Origin of the sequence: Stenotrophomonas sp. MYb57, assembly GCF_002966815.1 — a bacterium.
GTDB classification, from domain to species: Bacteria; Pseudomonadota; Gammaproteobacteria; order Xanthomonadales; family Xanthomonadaceae; genus Stenotrophomonas; species Stenotrophomonas indicatrix.
Genome location: NZ_CP023271.1, coordinates 621,280 through 639,536, shown reverse-complemented (window position 1 = coordinate 639,536; position 18,257 = coordinate 621,280). Strand labels below are relative to the sequence as shown.

Annotated in this window: 16 protein-coding genes and 1 pseudogene; 10 read left to right on the top strand and 7 right to left on the bottom strand. The window is 66.6% G+C overall.

Features of this window, described 5'->3' with window-relative positions; translation table 11 throughout:
• Nucleotides 1-90 precede the first annotated feature (90 nt).
• Nucleotides 91-912, top strand: a complete 822-nt coding sequence (locus CLM74_RS02915) for an EamA family transporter (RefSeq protein WP_105163413.1) — start codon at nucleotides 91-93, stop codon at nucleotides 910-912.
• Between the two features lie 58 nt (nucleotides 913-970).
• Here CLM74_RS02915 and rimI read toward each other — a convergent pair whose 3' ends face one another.
• Genes rimI through pssA form a run of 3 tightly spaced genes read right to left on the bottom strand, consistent with a single transcriptional unit; the run spans nucleotide 971 to nucleotide 2,753 of the window.
• On the bottom strand, nucleotides 971-1,468 hold the full coding sequence (gene rimI, locus CLM74_RS02910; protein WP_105163412.1) for a ribosomal protein S18-alanine N-acetyltransferase: 498 nt from the start codon (nucleotides 1,466-1,468) through the stop codon (nucleotides 971-973).
• Nucleotides 1,465-1,977 carry a hypothetical protein gene (locus CLM74_RS02905; RefSeq protein ID WP_105163411.1) on the bottom strand — a complete coding sequence of 171 codons (513 nt, stop codon included), beginning with the start codon at nucleotides 1,975-1,977 and terminating at the stop codon, nucleotides 1,465-1,467. Before CLM74_RS02905 ends, rimI begins: the two co-directional genes overlap by 4 nt.
• Nucleotides 1,974-2,753, bottom strand: coding sequence for a CDP-diacylglycerol--serine O-phosphatidyltransferase (gene pssA / locus CLM74_RS02900; protein WP_025879365.1), 780 nt, complete (start codon nucleotides 2,751-2,753; stop codon nucleotides 1,974-1,976). The genes CLM74_RS02905 and pssA overlap by 4 nt, the downstream gene beginning before the upstream one ends.
• A gap of 80 nt (nucleotides 2,754-2,833) precedes the next feature.
• On the opposite strand from pssA, the gene CLM74_RS02895 reads away from it, so the two are divergent.
• From CLM74_RS02895 to CLM74_RS02875, 3 genes and pseudogenes are all read left to right on the top strand, one after another.
• Nucleotides 2,834-3,211, top strand: a complete 378-nt coding sequence (locus CLM74_RS02895) for a DUF4124 domain-containing protein (protein ID WP_105164925.1) — start codon at nucleotides 2,834-2,836, stop codon at nucleotides 3,209-3,211.
• A gap of 631 nt (nucleotides 3,212-3,842) precedes the next feature.
• Complete coding sequence (locus tag CLM74_RS02880) at nucleotides 3,843-5,546, top strand: proline--tRNA ligase (RefSeq protein ID WP_025878494.1); 1,704 nt, start codon at nucleotides 3,843-3,845, stop codon at nucleotides 5,544-5,546.
• Between the two features lie 221 nt (nucleotides 5,547-5,767).
• Nucleotides 5,768-6,145, top strand: a pseudogene (locus tag CLM74_RS02875) (H-NS histone family protein); the annotation flags it as partial.
• A gap of 137 nt (nucleotides 6,146-6,282) precedes the next feature.
• On the opposite strand, the gene CLM74_RS02870 reads toward CLM74_RS02875, so the two are convergent.
• Entirely contained in the window at nucleotides 6,283-7,542 is a 1,260-nt protein-coding gene (locus tag CLM74_RS02870; RefSeq protein WP_025878492.1) for a threonine/serine exporter family protein, read from the bottom strand.
• Between the two features lie 92 nt (nucleotides 7,543-7,634).
• Here CLM74_RS02870 and CLM74_RS02865 point away from each other — a divergent pair, with 92 nt between their 5' ends.
• From CLM74_RS02865 to CLM74_RS02850, 4 genes are read left to right on the top strand one after another with little or no spacing between them, the layout of a single operon-like run.
• Nucleotides 7,635-8,756, top strand: coding sequence for an ABC transporter permease (locus tag CLM74_RS02865; protein ID WP_177177018.1), 1,122 nt, complete (start codon nucleotides 7,635-7,637; stop codon nucleotides 8,754-8,756).
• A 1-nt stretch (nucleotide 8,757) separates the two neighbouring features.
• Nucleotides 8,758-9,585, top strand: coding sequence for an ABC transporter ATP-binding protein (locus tag CLM74_RS02860; RefSeq protein WP_099841875.1), 828 nt, complete (start codon nucleotides 8,758-8,760; stop codon nucleotides 9,583-9,585).
• Nucleotides 9,586-9,588: 3 nt separating this feature from the next.
• A complete protein-coding gene (locus CLM74_RS02855) occupies nucleotides 9,589-10,515 on the top strand; it encodes an MlaD family protein (RefSeq protein ID WP_025878489.1) in 927 nt (308 codons plus the stop codon).
• On the top strand, nucleotides 10,512-11,153 hold the full coding sequence (locus CLM74_RS02850; RefSeq protein ID WP_105163408.1) for an ABC-type transport auxiliary lipoprotein family protein: 642 nt from the start codon (nucleotides 10,512-10,514) through the stop codon (nucleotides 11,151-11,153). Before CLM74_RS02855 ends, CLM74_RS02850 begins: the two co-directional genes overlap by 4 nt.
• An 85-nt stretch (nucleotides 11,154-11,238) precedes the next feature.
• Here the strand turns inward: CLM74_RS02850 and CLM74_RS02845 are convergent, their stop codons facing one another.
• Complete coding sequence (locus CLM74_RS02845; protein WP_105163407.1) at nucleotides 11,239-11,826, bottom strand: alpha-ketoglutarate-dependent dioxygenase AlkB; 588 nt, start codon at nucleotides 11,824-11,826, stop codon at nucleotides 11,239-11,241.
• A 116-nt stretch (nucleotides 11,827-11,942) separates the two neighbouring features.
• Between CLM74_RS02845 and CLM74_RS02840 the strand changes: the two genes are divergently transcribed.
• A complete protein-coding gene (locus CLM74_RS02840; protein WP_105163406.1) occupies nucleotides 11,943-14,003 on the top strand; it encodes a glycoside hydrolase family 99-like domain-containing protein in 2,061 nt (686 codons plus the stop codon).
• A gap of 12 nt (nucleotides 14,004-14,015) precedes the next feature.
• On the opposite strand, the gene CLM74_RS02835 is transcribed toward CLM74_RS02840, so the two are convergent.
• Nucleotides 14,016-14,648, bottom strand: coding sequence for a CoA transferase subunit B (locus tag CLM74_RS02835; RefSeq protein WP_105163405.1), 633 nt, complete (start codon nucleotides 14,646-14,648; stop codon nucleotides 14,016-14,018).
• Between the two features lies 1 nt (nucleotide 14,649).
• On the bottom strand, nucleotides 14,650-15,381 hold the full coding sequence (locus CLM74_RS02830) for a CoA transferase subunit A (protein ID WP_025878484.1): 732 nt from the start codon (nucleotides 15,379-15,381) through the stop codon (nucleotides 14,650-14,652).
• A gap of 173 nt (nucleotides 15,382-15,554) precedes the next feature.
• Here CLM74_RS02830 and CLM74_RS02825 point away from each other — a divergent pair, with 173 nt between their 5' ends.
• Nucleotides 15,555-18,176: a DEAD/DEAH box helicase gene (locus CLM74_RS02825; protein ID WP_105163404.1), complete on the top strand. Its 2,622-nt coding sequence runs from the start codon at nucleotides 15,555-15,557 to the stop codon at nucleotides 18,174-18,176.
• Nucleotides 18,177-18,257: the final 81 nt, after the last annotated feature.

Sequence of the window (18,257 nt, the reverse complement as noted above, 5' to 3'; positions counted from 1 at the left end):
CCAAAGCACCAACCCTGGTTGGCACATTCTCGAGGTCGACGCCGGGCAATGCCCGGCGTTTCCTTTTGCCACGCGTGGCATCATCGCTTGATGCCGCTTTCCATCTTCCTGCTGGTCCTCGCCGCCGCCGCACTGCACGCCAGCTGGAACGCGATCGTCAAACGCGGGCCGGACAAGTTTCTCGGCACGGTGCTGGTCACCGGCAGCGCTGCACTGCTGTCGGCCATCGCCCTGCCCCTGCTGCCCATGCCCACCGCCGCAAGCTGGCCGTGGCTGGCCGTCTCGGCGCTGCTGCAGGTGACCTACTACGCATTGGTCGCACGCTGCTACCAACAGGTCGACATGAGCCTGGCGTATCCGATGATGCGTGGTTGCGCGCCCATCCTCGTTGCGCTGGCCGGCGCCGTGCTCGGCGAACGCCTGCCGCCGTCGGCCTGGCTCGGTGTCCTCCTGGTGAGTGGCGGCATCCTGTGCATGGCCCGCGGCGCACGTGGCGGCCAGCTGCGGCTGCCGTTGCTGACGGCGGCGATGATCGCCACCTACACCCTGGTCGATGCGCAGGGCGCGCGACTGTCCGGCAATGCGCTGAGCTACACGTTGTGGCTGTTCCTGCTGTCGGGCATTCCGTTGCCGTTGTGGGCGCTGCATCGGCAGCGCGGCAAGCTGCTGGCGTATGCGCGCCGGCACTGGCCGCTGGGCGTGGCCGGCGGCATCGGTACCACTGCCTCGTATGCGATGGCGCTGTGGGCGATGACCCAGGTGCCGGTGGCAATGGTGTCGGCGCTGCGCGAATCGTCGATCCTGTTCGCGCTGCTGATCTCGGTGTTCCTGCTGCGCGAGCGGGTACCGCGTGCACGCTGGGTGGCGGCAGCATTGATCGTGGCTGGCGTGCTGGCGCTGCGGCTGGCGTAAACAACGCATCGGTAGCGCCGGGCCATGCCGGGCGAGCGCAGCGGCCACGCGACGCCCATTACAGCGGCGGCATTGTCTCCAGCTCGCCGTCCACCAGCTCGATCGCCATCACCAGCGCATCTTCGCGCCCCTGCGCAGCAGGGTAGTAGCGAGGGCGCCGGCCGATCTCGTTGAAGCCTTCGCTGTGATACAGCGCCAGCGCCGGGGCGTTGGACGGACGCACTTCCAGGAACACCCGCTGCGCGCCTCGATCACCGGCCAGGCGGACCAGCGCACGCAGCAACTGGCGGCCGAGCCCACGCGACTGCACCAGCGGATCGATGCAGATGTTCAGCACATGGGCTTCATCGGCAGCGAGGCTGAGCACGCCATAGCCGATCAACAGGCCATCGCGCTCCATGGCCAGGCCGGGGTAACCGGCACGCAGGCAATCCAGGAAAATGCCGCGGGTCCAGGGATAGGGGTAGCCACGCACTTCGATGGCCATCACCGCGTTGAGATCGCTCTCGCGCAGCGCACGCAACGCCACCGGTCCGGGCTGGCTGACCGCGCTCATGCGGTTCCGCCCTTGCGCAGCGCGCGCAGCTGCGGCCACAACGCGCGCTTGGCTGCGGGGTCGCGACGCAGTTGCTCCAGCGGCCAGCTGTCCATCAGCGTCTGCGTGGCGGGGTCGTTGGGATTGCAGCCCGAGGCACGCAACAGCGCGATCTGCAGGCGGTCAGGCAGGCGCACCAGCGGCTGGCGCGCGTTGCCGGTGGGCAGCGGACGGGCCGCAGCCGGTACGGTGTCCGGCGCCGCCACCGGCACGGCAGTGCGTGGTGGCGCGCGCTCGGGCCGAGGTTCCGGCGCCGCGCCGCGCTGGCTGGGTGCGTGCTGCATCGAAGGTGGAGCCGTGCGCGTCGCCTCGACCGGCACGGGTGCCGATGCTGCGGCTTCAGCCACGCTCAGCTGCAGTGCCGCGTCCATTTCGGCGGCCAACTGGCCGTCGTGATAGACGGTGTAGCCCATGGCCTGCAGCCACGCCTGCTGGGCCGGGGACCACAACACGGGCAGGTCCTGGCTCACGCCGCCTCGGGCTTCTTGCGCAGGCGCTGCACGCCCCACATCACCGGGCCTGACAGGGCGTACAGGATGCCGACGACGAACAGCACGCGGGGCAGGTCGATCACCGCGATGGCGATGGCGATCGGCACCAGTGCCAGCACCAGGAACGGGACACGGTCCGAGCGCGCGCCCTGCTTGGCCGCGCCGCCCTTGAAGCTCCAGAAGCGGATGCGGCTGACCATCAACAGTGCGGCGACCAGGGTCACCGCCAACGCCACGAAGCGCAGCTCGTTGCCGTTCCAGCCCAGCGTGCCATCGGCGAAGGCCCAGACGAAGGACATCATCAGGCCGGCGGCAGCCGGGCTGGCCAGGCCAACGAACCAGCGCTTGTCGACAACGGCCACTTGGGTATTGAAGCGCGCCAGGCGCAGCGCCGCGCAGGCGGCGTACAGGAACGCCACCGCCCAGCCCAGGCGACCGACCAGCTCACCGTCGTATTTCAGTTCCGACAGGGACCAGTGATACATCACCAGGGCCGGTGCCATGCCGAAGCTGACCAGATCGGCCAGCGAGTCGTACTGCACGCCGAACTCGCTGCTGGTGCCGGTCAGGCGCGCGACACGGCCATCGAGGCCATCCATCACCGCCGCCACGAACACGGCGATGCTGGCGTTGACGAAATCCCCGTTGGCCGCGGCGATGATGGCGTAGAAGCCAGAGAACAGCCCAGCCGTGGTGAACAGGTTGGGCAGCAGGTAAATCGTGCGCGAGCGCGGCGGCGGTGTGATCGGGTCCATGGAATCCAGTTTAATCGACTTGCCAGCGCTCGGCGCCAATGCTGCAATCGGCGTTCTACGCCCATTCTGCGGAGTTTGCCATGCGTGCCCTGTCCTGCCTGGGTTGCCTGCTGCTGTTGGCCAGTACCACTGCGCTGGCCGGCCCTGTCTACAAGTGGAAGGATGCCAAGGGCGTGACCCAGTATTCGGAAACGCCGCCGGCCGGGGCAAAGTATGAGACCCGTGCCCAGGCCAGGACGCCGATGGCGGAAGAAGTGGAGGCGGCCAGTGCAGTGCCGGTGCCCAAGGAGTGCACTACCGCTCGGGCCAACCTGGCGCTGCTTGAGGGTGGCGGCCCGGTGATGCAGGACACCGATGGCGACGGCAAGGCCGATGCCGCGCTCACCGCCGAACAACGCGGCACCCAGAAAGGCCTGGCCGAGGCGGCGATCAAGGCGTACTGCCCTCCGGCGGGATGAGGGGGGATCGGCCGGGCGGCGCCCGGCACCCGCGGTAGTGCCGGCCGCTGGCCGGCAACCTCAACTGCAACGGCAACAGCCGGCCCTGGGTTTTCCTTTGATTTGGCGGGGCGGTGTGGGTGGGCAGGACACGCCGTAAACCCATCCCTGGGGGCTCGATGGCGCCATCCATGGCGCCAACGGTCCTGCCCACCCACACCGCCCCGCCTTCGACAGTTTCCCGGTGACGGTAGGTTGATCCACGCCATGCGTGGATGCATCTCCATCGAAATCGAATATTTCGAAATCGGGACGAAAAACATCCACGCATGGCGTGGATCTACTGTCGACCAAGGTCGACACCCACCAAGAGCAGGCCATGCCATCCCGACAGATTGCGGAGATCTGTCGAAGGCGGGGTGGGTCCGGTTGCGGGGGTGTCCGCGGCATGGATGCCGCGGCCAAGCCCCCACGGATGGGTTTACGGCGTCCCCCGCAACCGGACCCACCCCGCCATCCCACAGCAACCCCGCTGTTGCCGTTGCCGTTGCTCCAGCCGTTGCCTCTGCGGGTGCCGGGCGCCGCCCGGCCGATACCCCTCCCCCGGCCGGGCTGGCAGAATAGGTATCTCTGCCGTAATCCGAAGCCGACGATGCGCCTCTCCCAGTTCCACCTGCACACCACCAAGGAAACCCCCAGCGACGCCGAGCTGACCAGCCACCGGCTGATGCTGCGCGCGGGCATGATCCGCAAGCTCGCATCCGGCCTGTACACCTGGTCGCCGCTGGGCCTGCGCGTGCTGCGCAAGGTCGAACGCATCGTCCGCGAGGAAATGGACCGCGCCGGTGCCGTGGAATTCCAGATCCCGACCATCCAGCCGAAGGAACTGTGGGAGCAGACCGGCCGCTGGCAGAAATTCGGCCCGCAGCTGCTGAAGATCAAGGACCGCAAGGAACAGACCTTCTGCTACAGCCCCACCGCCGAAGAAGCGGCCTGCGATTTCGCGCGCAGCGAACTGTCCAGCTACAAGCAGCTGCCGGTGAACTTCTACCAGATCCAGACCAAGTTCCGCGACGAGATCCGTCCGCGCTTCGGTGTCATGCGCGCGCGCGAGTTCCTGATGAAGGACGCCTACTCGTTCCACCTGCACGACGAAGACCTCGTGCGTGAGTACGAAAACATGAAGGTGGCCTACAGCCGCATCTTCACCCGCCTGGGCCTGGACTTCCGCATGGTGCAGGCCGATTCCGGCGCGATCGGCGGTGACGCCTCGCAGGAATTCCACGTGATCGCCGACTCCGGTGAGGACGCGCTGGTGTTCTCCACCGGTTCGGACTACGCGGCCAACATGGAAGCGGCCATCGCCGCCGATCCGGCCGCGCGTGCTGCGGCCAGCGAAGCGCTGCGCAAGGTCGAGACCCCGACCCAGAAGACCTGCGAAGACGTCGCCGCGCTGCTGGGCATCGATCTGCAGCGTACGGTGAAGTCGGTGGCGCTGATCGCCGGCGAAGGCGAGGCACAGCAGTTCGTGCTGGCGCTGGTGCGTGGCGACCACGAGGTCAACGAAATCAAACTGGGCAAGGTTGCTGGCCTGGACGAGCAGCGTTTTGCCAGCGAAGCAGAGATCGCCGAATACCTCGGCAGCGTGCCGGGCTTCCTTGGTCCGGTCGCCCCGGCCAAGCCGATCCGCGTGGTCGCCGATCGCGAAGTGGCGGCGATGTCCGACTTCGTCGTCGGTGCCAATGAGGCCGGTTTCCATCTGGCCGGCGTCAACTGGGGCCGCGACCTGGCCGAACCGGAAGTGGCCGATATCCGCAACGTGCGCGCCGGTGATCGTGCGCTGGACGGCGGCGAACTGAAAATCGCCCGCGGCATCGAAGTCGGCCACGTGTTCCAGCTGGGCCGCACCTATGCGAAGGCGCTCGATGCCACCGTGCTGGACGAGAATGGCAAGGCCGCGGTAATGACGATGGGCTGCTACGGCATCGGTATTTCGCGTGTGGTCGCCGCAGCCATCGAGCAGAACCACGATGACGCCGGCATCATCTGGCCCGACGCGATGGCGCCGTGGCAGGTGGTGGTCTGCGTGATCAATCCGAAGGGCGACGCAGGCGTGGCCGATGCAGCTGCAGCTCTGCTGCAGGAGCTGCGTGATGCCGGCCTGGATGCCGCACTGGACGACCGCGGCCTGCGCCCGGGCGCGATGTTTGCCGACATGGAACTGATCGGCATCCCGCACCGCGTGGTGGTCAGCGAGCGCGGCCTGGCCGCAGGCACCTTCGAGTACCGCTCGCGTCGGGCGGCCGAAGCGGAGAGCCTGGACAAGGCCACCCTGCTGCAGCGCCTGCAGGGCTGATCGGAAAAGACCGGGGTATACCCCGGTCTTTTTTTAGCGGCTGGCCGACCCGGGAAAACCGCAACGGACATAATCCGGTCAAAATGGTCGCAACCGGGCCAGCCAGCCGACAGACGGTGACCGCAACTGTTTGTGCTGGGATTAATTCATCATTACTCTGTCCTGCGACGCCACGGACCGGCTCGTCCCTGTCCCTAAATTAGTTTCTGGAGTAATCGTTGATGAGCATCGACCTGACCGGCCTGTCTGCACGTGAGCTGGGCGCATTGATCCGCACAGCCAAGAAGCAGCAGACCATCGTCGCCAAGCGTCGCCCGATCACCAAGGTTCGTGCCCAGCTGAGCAAGCTGGCCAAGACCGAGGGTTACACCATCGAGGAACTGTTCGGTGGTGAACCCGCACCGCGCGCGCGCAAGGTCGCCAAGACCACCAAGGCCCCGTCCAAGGCTGCCGGCCGCAAGCTGGGCAAGGTTGCGCCGAAGTACCGCAACCCGGCCAACCCGAAGGAAACCTGGACCGGTCGTGGCAAGCAGCCGCGCTGGATGGCCGAGCTGACCGCCAAGGGCAGCAAGAAGCCGGAAGATTTCCTGATCAAGAAGGCCTGAGGCCGTCTGCAGCAGGAATAAAAAACGCCGGCACAAGCCGGCGTTTTTTTTGGGGTAGCGCCGGGCCATGCCCGGCGAGCGCAGCGGTTGGTTTCCCGATCCGCCGGGCATGGCCCGGCGCTACTGCCTGGTCACAGCGTCTTGCGCGCCGGCATCAGCAGGTTGCCGAACAGCAGGCCGGCGACCAGCGCCATCACCACGTTCAACACGGTCAGGAACACGCTCTGGCCGGCGCCCACGTCCTGTTGCTGGACCAGGGTCAGCACGCCGCGCAGGCTGGTGCTGCCGGGCACCATCATGATGATGCCCGGCAGGCGGATGATCGCACCGGGGCGGCCGACCACGCGCCCGAACAGGTTGCCGCCGGCGGTCAGCAGCATCGCCGACAGGAAGATGCCGGCCGGCGTACCCCAGGCATGACCACCAAATTTGGAGATCGCGTAGCCGGCCACCGAGGCGGCGATCACCCACGGATAGTCGCGGCGGTTGGCCTTGAACAACATCGCGAAGGCGAACGCCGCCGTCAGCAGCGAGCCCCACTCCACCCACGGCCCCTGTGGCCGCGAGGCACGGATCATCGGGTCCAGCCCCAGCACATCGGCCAGGGTCACCGCGATCATCGCGCCGACACTGAGCTTCATGATCGTGGTCAACGCGCCGGCAAAGCGCGCGGTGCCGGACACCCAGTGCTGGCTGGCCAGTTCATTGACCGCATTGGTCAGTGACATGCCCGGCAGCAGCACCACCAGCGAGGCGATGATCACCGTGTTGAGATTCAGGGCACCCACGAACGTGGCAACCACGGTGGCGACCAGGCCGGCCAGCAGCGCCGCCAGCGCTTCGGCCGCTTCCCGGCTGGCCGGGCGCTTGTCGGTGACCATGCCGAGCAGGCCGATCAACAGGCCGATGACGCCGGCGGTGGCGATGTCCAGCCACGGCAGCTTCCACATGCCCGCCACGCCGGCCGCACCGAGGGTGAAGGACAGGATGGTGCGCAGCTTGCCGCGCCGGCCCGGATCCTTGTCCAGCTGGCGCAGCGCGGTGTGGCCCTGGGCAATGCTCATGCGGCCATTGGCCACTTCTTCGGCGATCCCGTCAGCCACGCTGAGCTTGTGCAGGTCGTTCTCGCCGGGCGCCAGCCGGATCACCCGGGTGATGTCGCTGGAGCCGATGGCCTGCGCCGGATCGCTGAAACTGAGGATGATGCCGGTGGGGTTCGACCACGGTTCACAATCCAGATCGAGCTGCCGGGCCAAGGCAACCACCGCCGCTTCCAGGCGCTGGGCGGTTGTGCCGTAGCTGTGCAGGCGGCCGGCGATCTCGGAAACGAAGGCCACGCGCTGCGCGTAGGTGGCCTGGGGCGTGGGGATCGTGTGAGCGTCTGCGGACATGCGCCGTAGTATTACCTACGTCAGGCTCTGCTGGAGAAATTCATCCTGGTTCGACGCGACGTGCAATTCAGAACGGTTATGCTGCGACCCGAATGGCCCCCATGACCCCGACCCACGCCCCCCAGCTCGAACAGGACGCTCAGGACCCGGGATTGATCCGGCTGTCCGGCCACTGGACCCTGAAGACCGCGCTGGCCGCGGCCGAAGTGCTGCGTGGCGTTCCGGACAAGCTGACCGGCATCGACGCCACCGGCATCGAGCTGCTCGACTCGGCCGGCGTGCTGCAGGTGCTGCGCGTCGCCCATCGCGCTGACCTCAGCGAAGACGCGTTGCAGTTCCGCCCGGACCACCAGGCGCTGGTGTGCACCATTGAGGAAGTAGCCGACGACCGCCCGAAGCCGAAGCGTGACTTCGGCGTACTGGCGGCACTGGAGCGGCTGGGTGTCAGCGTCCATGCCACCGGCCACAACATCAAGGCACTGTGCAGCTTCCTCGGCGAGAACCTGGTCAAGGGTGCGCGCCTGGTCAAGGAACCTCGACGTTTCCGCCTGACCGCGACCGTGCACCAGATGGAACAGGTCGGGTTGGATGCGGTGCCGCTGGTGGCGCTGCTGTCCTATCTGGTCGGCGCGGTGATCGCCTTCCTCGGTTCGACCATCCTGCGCGACTTCGGTGCGGAGATCTATGTGGTCGAACTGGTGAACATCGCCTTCCTGCGCGAATTCGCCGTGCTGCTGACCGCGATCGTGCTGGCCGGCCGCACCGCCAGTGCCTTCACCGCGCAGATCGGTGCGATGAAGGCACGCGAGGAAATCGATGCGATGCGCACCCTGGGCCTCGATCCCATCGACCTGCTGGTACTGCCGCGCCTGGTCGCGCTGCTGTTGACCCTGCCGCTGCTGACCTTCATCGCGATGGTCGCTGGCCTGGCCGGCGGCATCACCGTCGGCGCGTTCGACCTGGACATCCCGCCGCAGATGTACATCGCGCGCATGCACGAAACGATGGAAGTGCGGCACATGCTGGTGGGCCTGTCCAAGGCGCCGGTGTTCGCGCTGGTGATCGGCCTGATCGGCTGCCTGGAAGGCCTGAAGGTGGAAGGCACCGCGCAGTCGGTCGGCGAACGCACCACCTCCAGCGTGGTGCAGACGATCTCGCTGGTGATCATCATCGACGCCTTCGCGGCGTTGTGGTTCATGCACATGGACTGGTGACATGACTACGCATCCGACCCACGAAGACGTGCCCATGCAGGACGACGACGGCCACGACCTGGCCATACGCGTGCGCGGGCTGGTCAACCGCTTTGGCAGCCAGACCGTGCATGAAGGGCTGGACCTGGACGTGCGCCGTGGCGAGATCCTTGGCGTGGTGGGCGGCTCGGGTACCGGCAAATCGGTGCTGATGCGCTCGATCCTCGGGCTGCGCGTGCCGGATGAAGGGCAGATCGAGGTGCTCGGCCGCGATGCGCGCGCCGACGATCCCGAGAGCCGCCTGCATATCGAGCGCAACACCGGCGTGCTGTTCCAGGACGGCGCCCTGTTCTCGTCGCTGACCGTCGGCGAGAACGTGCAGGTGCCACTGAAGGAACACCACCGCGAACTGCCCGAGCGCTGGCATTACGAGCTGGCACTGCTGAAGGTGAAACTGGCCGGCCTGCCCGCCGATGCCATCAACAAGCTGCCCTCGCAGCTGTCCGGCGGCATGCGCAAGCGCGCCGGCCTGGCACGTGCGCTGGCGCTGGATCCACCCCTGCTGTTCCTGGATGAGCCCACCGCCGGCCTGGACCCGATCGGTGCGGCGGCGTTCGACCGCCTGATCAAGACCCTGCAGGAAGCGCTGGGGCTGACCGTGTTCCTGATCACCCACGACCTGGACACGCTGTATGCGATCTGCGACCGGGTGGCGGTCATCGCCGACCGCAAGGTGGTGGCCAATGCGCCGCTGCCGGAAATCGAGAGACTGGATCATCCGTGGATCCAGGAATACTTCCACGGACCCCGCGCGCGCGCTGCGCGTGGCGAACAGATCGAGAGTGCCTGAGCCATGGAAACAAAAGCCAACTACGTGCTGATCGGCGCGTTCACCCTGATCACCGGCCTTGCCCTGCTGGCCTTCGGCCTGTGGGCCGCCAAGTACTCCTCCGACCGCACCTGGCAGGAATACCGGGTGGTGTTCCGCGAAGCGGTGACCGGCCTGTCGGTCGGCAGCCCGGTGCAGTACAACGGCATCGCGGTGGGCTCGATCACCGAACTGAACCTGGTACCGGATGACCCGCGCCAGGTGGTCGCACGCATCCGCCTGAACTCGACCACGCCGGTCAAGACCGATACCCGCGCCAAGCTGGCGATCACCAGCCTGACCGGCCCGTCGATCATCCAGCTCAGCGGCGGCACGCCGCAGTCGCCGGCGCTGACCACGGTCAACAAGGATCCGGCACCGATCATCCCGACCACGCCGTCGGCGCTGCAGAACATCACCGACGTGGCCAACCGCATCGTCGAGCGCATGGACCAGATCCTCAGCGACCGCAACGTCGCCTCGATCAACGCCACCCTGGCCAACCTGGAAACCATCAGTGGCGGCCTGGCCGACCGCGACCAGGGCACGCAGTCGCTGCTGCTCAGCGCGCGCGATGCCGCGCGCAGCCTGGACGCCACCCTGAAGACCACCAACGGCACCATCGAGCGCCTGGACAAGAACCTGGTGCAGCAGCTGCCGGGCATCATCGACAAGCTCGACGCCACCTTGGCCAAGCTTGATTCGGCGGCCGGCAATGCCGATTCGATCCTTGGCGAGAACCGCGCCGCCATCAACAGCTTCGCCAATGACGGCCTGGGCCAGCTCGGCCCGACCCTGGGTGAACTGCGTGGCCTGATCCGCGACCTGCGCCGGGTCAGCGACCGCCTCGAGAACAACCCCGCGCGGTACCTGCTCGGCCGCGACGCCCCGAAGGAGTTCGAACCCAAATGAGCCCGACCACCCTTCCGCGCCTGTTGCTGGCAGCGTCGCTGGCCACCCTGCTGGGTGGCTGCTCGATCCTCGGCAGCGGCGACAAAAATCCCGTCACCCTGTATTCGCCGGCTGTGCAGGTCAAGGTCGACCCCAGCTGGCCGCAGGCCGACTGGCAGCTGGTGCTGGCCAAGCCCAGCGCCGCGCGCATGGTCGACAGCCCGCGCATCAACGTGCGGCCGACGCCCTCGGAGCTGGAGATCTACAAGGGCGCCAGCTGGGCGCAGCCGGCCACCGACATGATCGAAGACACCCTGCTGCGCGGCTTCGAGGATTCCGGCCGCATCCACGGCGTGGCCCGCGTTGCCGCCGGCATCCGCGCCGACTACAAGCTGTCCACCGACATCCGTCGCTTCGAATCGGATTACCAGGGCCAGGCAACGCCGACGGTCGTCATCGAGATCAACGCCAAGCTGATCGACGTCACCAACCAGCGCGTGGTCGCCGACCGCACCTTCCGCCAGTTGCAGCCGGTGGGCAGCACCGATGTGTCGTCAGTGGCAGCGGCGTTCGAGCGTGGCCTGCAGCAGGTAGCGCAGGACGTGGTGGGCTGGACGCTGACCAGCGGGCAGAATGACAAGCAGGCGCTGAAGCGCTGAGGTTGCCCGTTTCGCACGCCGGGCATGGCCCGGCGCTACCGCCACCTGTTCCTGGTAGCGCCGGGCCATGCCCGGCGAACCCCGGTCAACGCGGATGGATCCAGCGGAACGTCAGGTTGATGCGTTCGCCCTGCACCCGCGCCATCTTCGGCAGCGCGTGCTGGTAGTGGCGCTGGGTGGCGCCGCCCATCAGCAGCAGGTCGCCATGACCGAGCAGGAATTCCGCCTTGCGCGTGGTGTCATCGCGGCCGCGCAGCAGGAACCGCCGCGCTGCGCCGAGGCTCAACGAAGCGATCAGCGGCGCCGGCCCCAGCTCGGGCTCGTCATCGCTGTGCCAGCCCATGTAGTCGGTGCCGCCGCGATAGCGGTTGAGCAGTACGCTGTTGAATCGACCGACGCTCTGTTCTTGCAGACGGATGCGCAGTTCCTGCAGCAACGGTGGCCACGGATGCGGGATGAACTCGGCGCCTGAATAGCGGTAACGCGCCTGCGGATCACCGATCCAGCAGCTCAACCGCGGTGAATCCACCCAGTTGCCGAACATGCGGATGCGGTGGGTTTCCCAGGGGATTTCGGCTTGCAGCGCTTGCTGCAGGGCATCAGCCGCAGCCGCCGGCAACCAGCCCGGCAGGTGGCGCACGTCCGCATCGGGCAGGTCGGGGGAAAACAGCATGGCGTCACGGTAGCATCCGATCGATTTGCCGTTGCAGCTCCGATTACCGGAAAATGGCCCTCATCCCGTTGCTGGTCCCGAATGATGCTCTGCGCCCACTGTCCCAGGTCTCTTCCATGAGCAATGCCGCATCCGGTGCCCGGCAACTGACTTTTTCGGTTTTGCGCGCCCTGTTCCGCGCGGTACCGTTGCCCGCTTCGCTGCGTGACCGCCTGCGCAACAAAGGGCTAGACAGTATCGGCAGCTGGAGTCCGGCGCCACCGCGTGGCCGTACTGGCGCACCCACCGACGGCGCTCGCGCACTGCAGCGTGCCGATGAACGCGCGATCGGCTACGTACCAGCCCAGGATGCCCCTTTGCCCGCAACGTTGCCGGCAACCCTGGTCGCCTTCTACCTGCCGCAGTTCCATCCGTTCACCGAGAACGATACCTGGTGGGGCAAGGGCTTCACCGAATGGCGCAACGTCTGTCGTGCGTTGCCCCAGTTCGAAGGCCACGTCCAGCCTCGCCTGCCTGGCGATCTGGGTTTCTACGACCTGCGCGTGCCTGACGTCATGCGATCGCAGGCACGCTTGGCCGCCGACCATGGCATTGGTGCGTTCTGCTTCTATTTCTACTGGTTCAGTGGCCGCACACTGATGGAGCAGCCATTGCGTCAGTGGTTGGCTGACAGCACGATCAGCCTTCCATTCTGCCTCTGCTGGGCCAACGAGAACTGGACCCGGCGCTGGGATGGGCGCAACCAGGACGTGCTGATAGGCCAACAGCACAGCGAAGAAGACGACCTCGCCTTCATCGCCCATGTTGCCGATTACCTTCGCGATGCCCGTGCATTGAAGGTCGATGGGCGACCTGTCCTGCTGCTGTATCGCCCGCAGTTGCTGCCGGACCCGAAGGCCACTGCGACGCGCTGGCGCAGGTGGTGCCGAGACAACGGCATCGGCGAGATTCACCTGGCCTATGTGCAGAGCTTCGAACGGCCTGACCCACGCGACATCGGCTTTGACGCCGCGGTCGAGTTTCCGCCGAACATCGCGGCACCACGACAATTGAACACGACGCAGTTCCTGCTCAATCCCGGTTACGAAGGCGATGTGCGCGACTGGCGCGAACTGGCCGCGCAGATGCGTCGCGCGCCGCTGCCGGCGTATCCGTTGTATCCGGGCGTCAATCCGGGCTGGGACAATGAAGCCCGGCGCCCAGGCCGAGGGCGCGTACTGCTGCATGCCTCGCCGCGTGGCTACGGTGACTGGCTGCGGGACACCGTGCATGAACGATTGCGCGAGACGCCGCTCGCACAGCGCCTGGTCTTCGTGAACGCATGGAACGAATGGGCCGAGAGCGCAGTACTGGAACCCGATGCTCGACTGGGACACGCCTGGCTACATGCCACCCGTCGCGCCCTGCAGCCGCCGGTCGCGCCACCTGCACGCCCCTGCATCGTCATCCATGCCTGGTATGTGGAGACGCTGCAGGAATTGCTGCAGGCGGTGCTCGACAGCCGGTTGCAGGCACGTGTTGTCATCACCACCAGCCACGAACGGAACCAGGAGGTCCAGGCAATCGCCCTGGCCAACGGGGTGGAGGCGGAGGTGTGGTGCCATGACAACCAAGGTCGCGACATCCTGCCGTTCCTGCATGCGGCAGATCGCCTGCTGCAGGAGAACGAATCGCTGGTACTGAAACTGCACACCAAACGTTCGACCCACCGTGACAACGGCGACCAATGGCGTCGTGACATGGTGGAAGCCCTCCTTGGTCCCTCACGCGCTGCAGCGAATCTCGCCCACCTGCAGGGCCATCCGGATATCGGACTGCTGGCACCTGCAGGCCACCTGCTGCCGGTGGCGGACTACCTGGGCGGCAACAGCGCAAGAATGGAGCGCCTATGGGCGCAGTTGGGGCTGGACAGTCTGAAGGCAGACGCGCAGTTCGCCTCCGGCAGCATGTTCTGGGCCCGGCTGGAAGCGCTGCGCCCGCTGCTGGACGCGCACCTGCTGCCGAGCGCCTTCGAACCCGAGGCCGGTCAGATCGATGGCACGTTGGCACATGCCATTGAGCGCGCCACAGGCTCGGTGGTCATCGCGGCCGGATATCGAATCGGTGACACCTCCCAGGTGGCAGGGGCGGCGGTCGTTCCAGCGCCTACGGAATACCCCTTCGCCCGTAGGCGCTGAGAACGATACGACTCAGGCGCGCACGAACGCGACGCCGGTCTTTTCCTTCAACTCATCATCACCCACACCCGCTGCAGTCTCCACCAGCACCAGGCCGTCATCGGTCACATCGAATACCGCCAGGTCGGTGATGATGCGGTCGACCACGCCCACACCGGTCAGCGGCAGCGTGCATTCGGCCAGGATCTTGTGTTCGCCGTTCCTGGCGGTGTGCTCCATCAGCACCACCACGCGCTGCACGCCGGCCACCAGGTCCATCGCACCGCCCATGCCCTTGACCATCTTTCCGGGCACCATCCAGTTGGCCAGGTCGCCCTTGTCGGTCACCTGCATCGCACCGAGGATGGCGAGGTTGACGTGGCCACCGCGGATCATCGCAAAGCTGTCATGGCTGCCGAAGTAGCTGGCGCCCGCACGTGCGGTGACGGTCTGCTTGCCGGCATTGATCAGGTCTGCGTCCACCTCGGCCTCGGTGGGGAACGGACCGATGCCCAGCAGGCCGTTTTCCGACTGCAGCCACACGTCCACGCCTTCGGGAATGTGGTTGGCCACCAGCGTCGGCAGGCCGATGCCCAGGTTCACGTAGGCGCCATCGGTCAGTTCACGCGCAGCGCGCGCGGCCATCTCATCGCGGGTCCATGCCATGTCAGTTGCCCTCCGCACGGATGGTGCGCTGTTCGATACGTTTTTCAGGGGTGGGGTTGTGCACGATGCGGTGCACGTAGATGCCCGGCAGGTGCACCTGGTCCGGATCGATGCTGCCGACCGGCACCACCTCCTCCACTTCCACGATGCAGACCTTGCCGGCCATTGCACAGGCCGGGTTGAAGTTGCGCGCGGTCTTGCGGAACACCAGGTTGCCGGCCTCGTCGGCCTTCCAGGCCTTGACCAGGGCAACGTCGGCGCGCAGCGCGGTTTCCATCACATAGTGCTTGCCATCGAACTCGCGGGTTTCCTTGCCCTCGGCGACCACGGTGCCGTAACCGGTGGCGGTGAAGAACGCCGGGATACCCGCACCGCCGGCACGCAGGCGCTCGGCCAGGGTGCCCTGCGGATTGAATTCCAGCTCCAGCTCGCCGGCCAGGAACTGCCGTTCGAATTCCTTGTTCTCGCCCACGTACGACGAAATCATTTTGCTGATCTGCCGGGTTTCCAGCAGCTGGCCCAGGCCGAAGCCATCGACGCCGGCGTTGTTGGAGATCACGGTCAGGCCCTTGGCGCCACTGTCGCGCAACGCGGCGATCAGTGCCTCGGGAATGCCGCACAGGCCGAAGCCCCCCACGGCCAGGGTCTGGCCATCGGCGACCACACCCTGCAGGGCCTGCGCCGCAGAGGCGAAACGCTTGCTGCGCGTGCCGCTGGAAGTTGATTGCTGCATCTCTACTGCCCTACCCGGTGAGAATGCCGCCATTCTAGCGGCACACCCGTTACCGGCTGGGATGCGCCGCAGCATGAACCGGCATGCCGGGCTGCCAATCCGTAGAATGTTCCCTTTCCCGCTTGCGGTGCCCTTGGCAACGCGTGCTGTAGATGGAGAGGACAGGACGACGCATGGCCGAAGTATTCACCGGAGGGGAACTGTCCCGCTGGCTGGATGCCGGGACGCTGGAAAAGGGCAACCACCAGGTGTCGGCAGTGCGCGAGCTGCGCTACCGGTCACCGCTGCTGACCGCCCAGGTCGAGGGCTGGCAGGTGGCGATCGACCTGGATGCCAGCGCCCGCACCCCGCACAGCCCCCTGCAGAGTCGCTGCACCTGCCCGGCTGGCACGCACTGCGAGCATGTCGCCGCGGTGTTGCTGGCCGCACTGCAGAACTCACTGGAGGGTGAACCGGGTTCGCTGCGTGCGGCCGCCGATCCGATACTGCCTACCCTGCAGATCCAGGCGATGACACCGATCCTGCATCTGCACAGCATGGAATACCGACCTGCCTGGCTCACCGAACGTGACCCCTCGCAATGGCTCGACGTCGCCACCGTCGCGTTCGAGTACGACGAACACGTGCGTTTTCTCGACGACCCCTCGCTGTTCGTGCACGACGCCGAGGGCCAGCTCTACCTGCTGCCACGTGACCTGGCCGGGGAGGCTCGGCGCGAGGCTGAACTGCACAGCGTCCACCTGCACCGCGAGCGGCAACCGCGCATCGTGCTGGACGGCGGCGGCCCGTTGTTCGAGCTGCGCAGTTTCGACTGGACCCGCTTCCTGCTGGAGGACGTGCTGCGGCTGGAAGCGCTGGGCTGGAAGATCGAGACTGACGACGCCTTCCGCCACCGCATCACCCGGGTGGAGGACATCGACCTGGATGTCCGGTCGGTGTCCGCCGACGGCAACGAGCTCGACCTGGCCCTGACCATCGATGTCGATGGCCGCAGCATTGCGCTGGTTCCGCTGCTGCAGGGCGTACTGCAGTCCGATCCGCGCTGGCTGCGCGGCCAGCTGGACGCGATTGGCGATGACGAGAACGTATTGCTGACGACGGCAGACAATGAACGTCTGGCCCTGCGGGCAGCGCGGCTGAAGCCGGTGATCGCGCTGCTTGCGGACCTGTTCGGCGACCGTGGGCAACCGCTGCGCCTGCAGGCGCATGATCGCGGACGCCTGCAGGCCCTGCAGGACGCTGCGCAGTTACGGCTGCACAGCAGCAACGATACCCGTGCACGCGTGCAGCGCCTGCTGGACGCCCCGGCGATGAGCGCTGTCCCAGCGCCCCAGGGGTTGCGCGCGACGCTGCGCAGCTACCAGCTTGAAGGCCTGTCATGGCTGCAGTACCTGCGCCAGCAGGGCCTGGGCGGCGTGCTGGCTGATGACATGGGCCTGGGCAAGACACTGCAGACCTTGGCCCATCTGCTGCTTGAAAAGCAGAGTGGCCGACTGGACAAGCCGGCGCTCGTGGTCGTGCCAACCTCATTGCTGCACAACTGGCAGAGCGAAGCGGCGCGCTTCACCCCGGATCTGCGTGTACTGACCCTGCACGGCCCCGCACGTGACACGCAGTTCGACGCCATTGCCGCCCATGATCTGATACTCACCACCTATCCCCTGCTGTGGCGCGACGAACCGGCGCTGCAGGCGCATTCCTACCATCTGCTGATCCTGGATGAGGCACAGCAGGTGAAGAATCCCAGATCGCGCGCGGCGGCCACGCTGCGCACGCTGCAGGCGCGTCATCGCCTGTGCCTGACCGGCACCCCGCTGGAGAACCATCTGGGCGAGCTGTGGACGCAGTTCGACTTCCTGCTGCCCGGCCTGCTCGGCAGCGAAAAACAGTTCAACCAGCACTGGCGCCATCCCATCGAACGCGGCAGCGACCAGCGGCGTGCTCAGCTGCTGGCCCAGCGGCTGCGACCTTTCATCCTGCGCCGGCGCAAGGACCAGGTCGCTTCCGAGCTTCCACCGAAGACGGTCATCACCCGCACCGTGGCAATGGAAGGCGCCCAGCGCGATCTGTACGAAGCCGTGCGCGTGGCGATGGAAAAGCAGGTCCGCGATGCGATCAACGGCAGCGGGCTGGCGCGCAATCACATCGTGGTACTGGACGCGTTGCTGAAGCTGCGCCAGGTCTGCTGCGATCCGCGCCTGCTGCCAGGCGAGACACCCGCGCGCGCTGCCGGTTCGGCCAAGCTGGACTTGCTGCGCGAGATGTTGCCTGCCATGGTCGAGGAAGGGCGGCGCATCCTGCTGTTCTCGCAGTTCACCGGCATGCTGGCGTTGATCGGCCAGGCCCTGCGGGAACTCAGCCTGCCCTACGTGCAGCTCACCGGCGATACCCAGGACCGGGTCACGCCCGTGCAGCGCTTCATGCAGGGCGAGGTTCCCGTGTTCCTGATCAGCCTGAAGGCCGGTGGCGTGGGCCTGAACCTGACCGCTGCCGACACCGTCATCCACTTCGATCCCTGGTGGAATCCGGCCGCCGAGAACCAGGCCACCGACCGTGCCCATCGCATCGGCCAGGACCAGCCGGTGTTCGTCTACAAGCTGATCACCGCCGGCAGCGTCGAGGAACGGATCGCCGAGCTGCAGCAGCGCAAGGCCGACCTGGCCGACGCGATCCTGGAGGGCAATGGCGGCACAGGCCCACGTTTCGACGCAGCCGACCTTGAGGCCCTGCTGTCTCCCCTGCCCGGCGCGCCGGCCAAACGCGCGGCAGGCAGACGCAGGGCCACCCACACGTGACCACTCGGCGGTCAGGCAGCGTTGGGTCTATGGAAACGATTCCCATACAAGGCTGGGATTACACTAGCCAACTGATCTGAC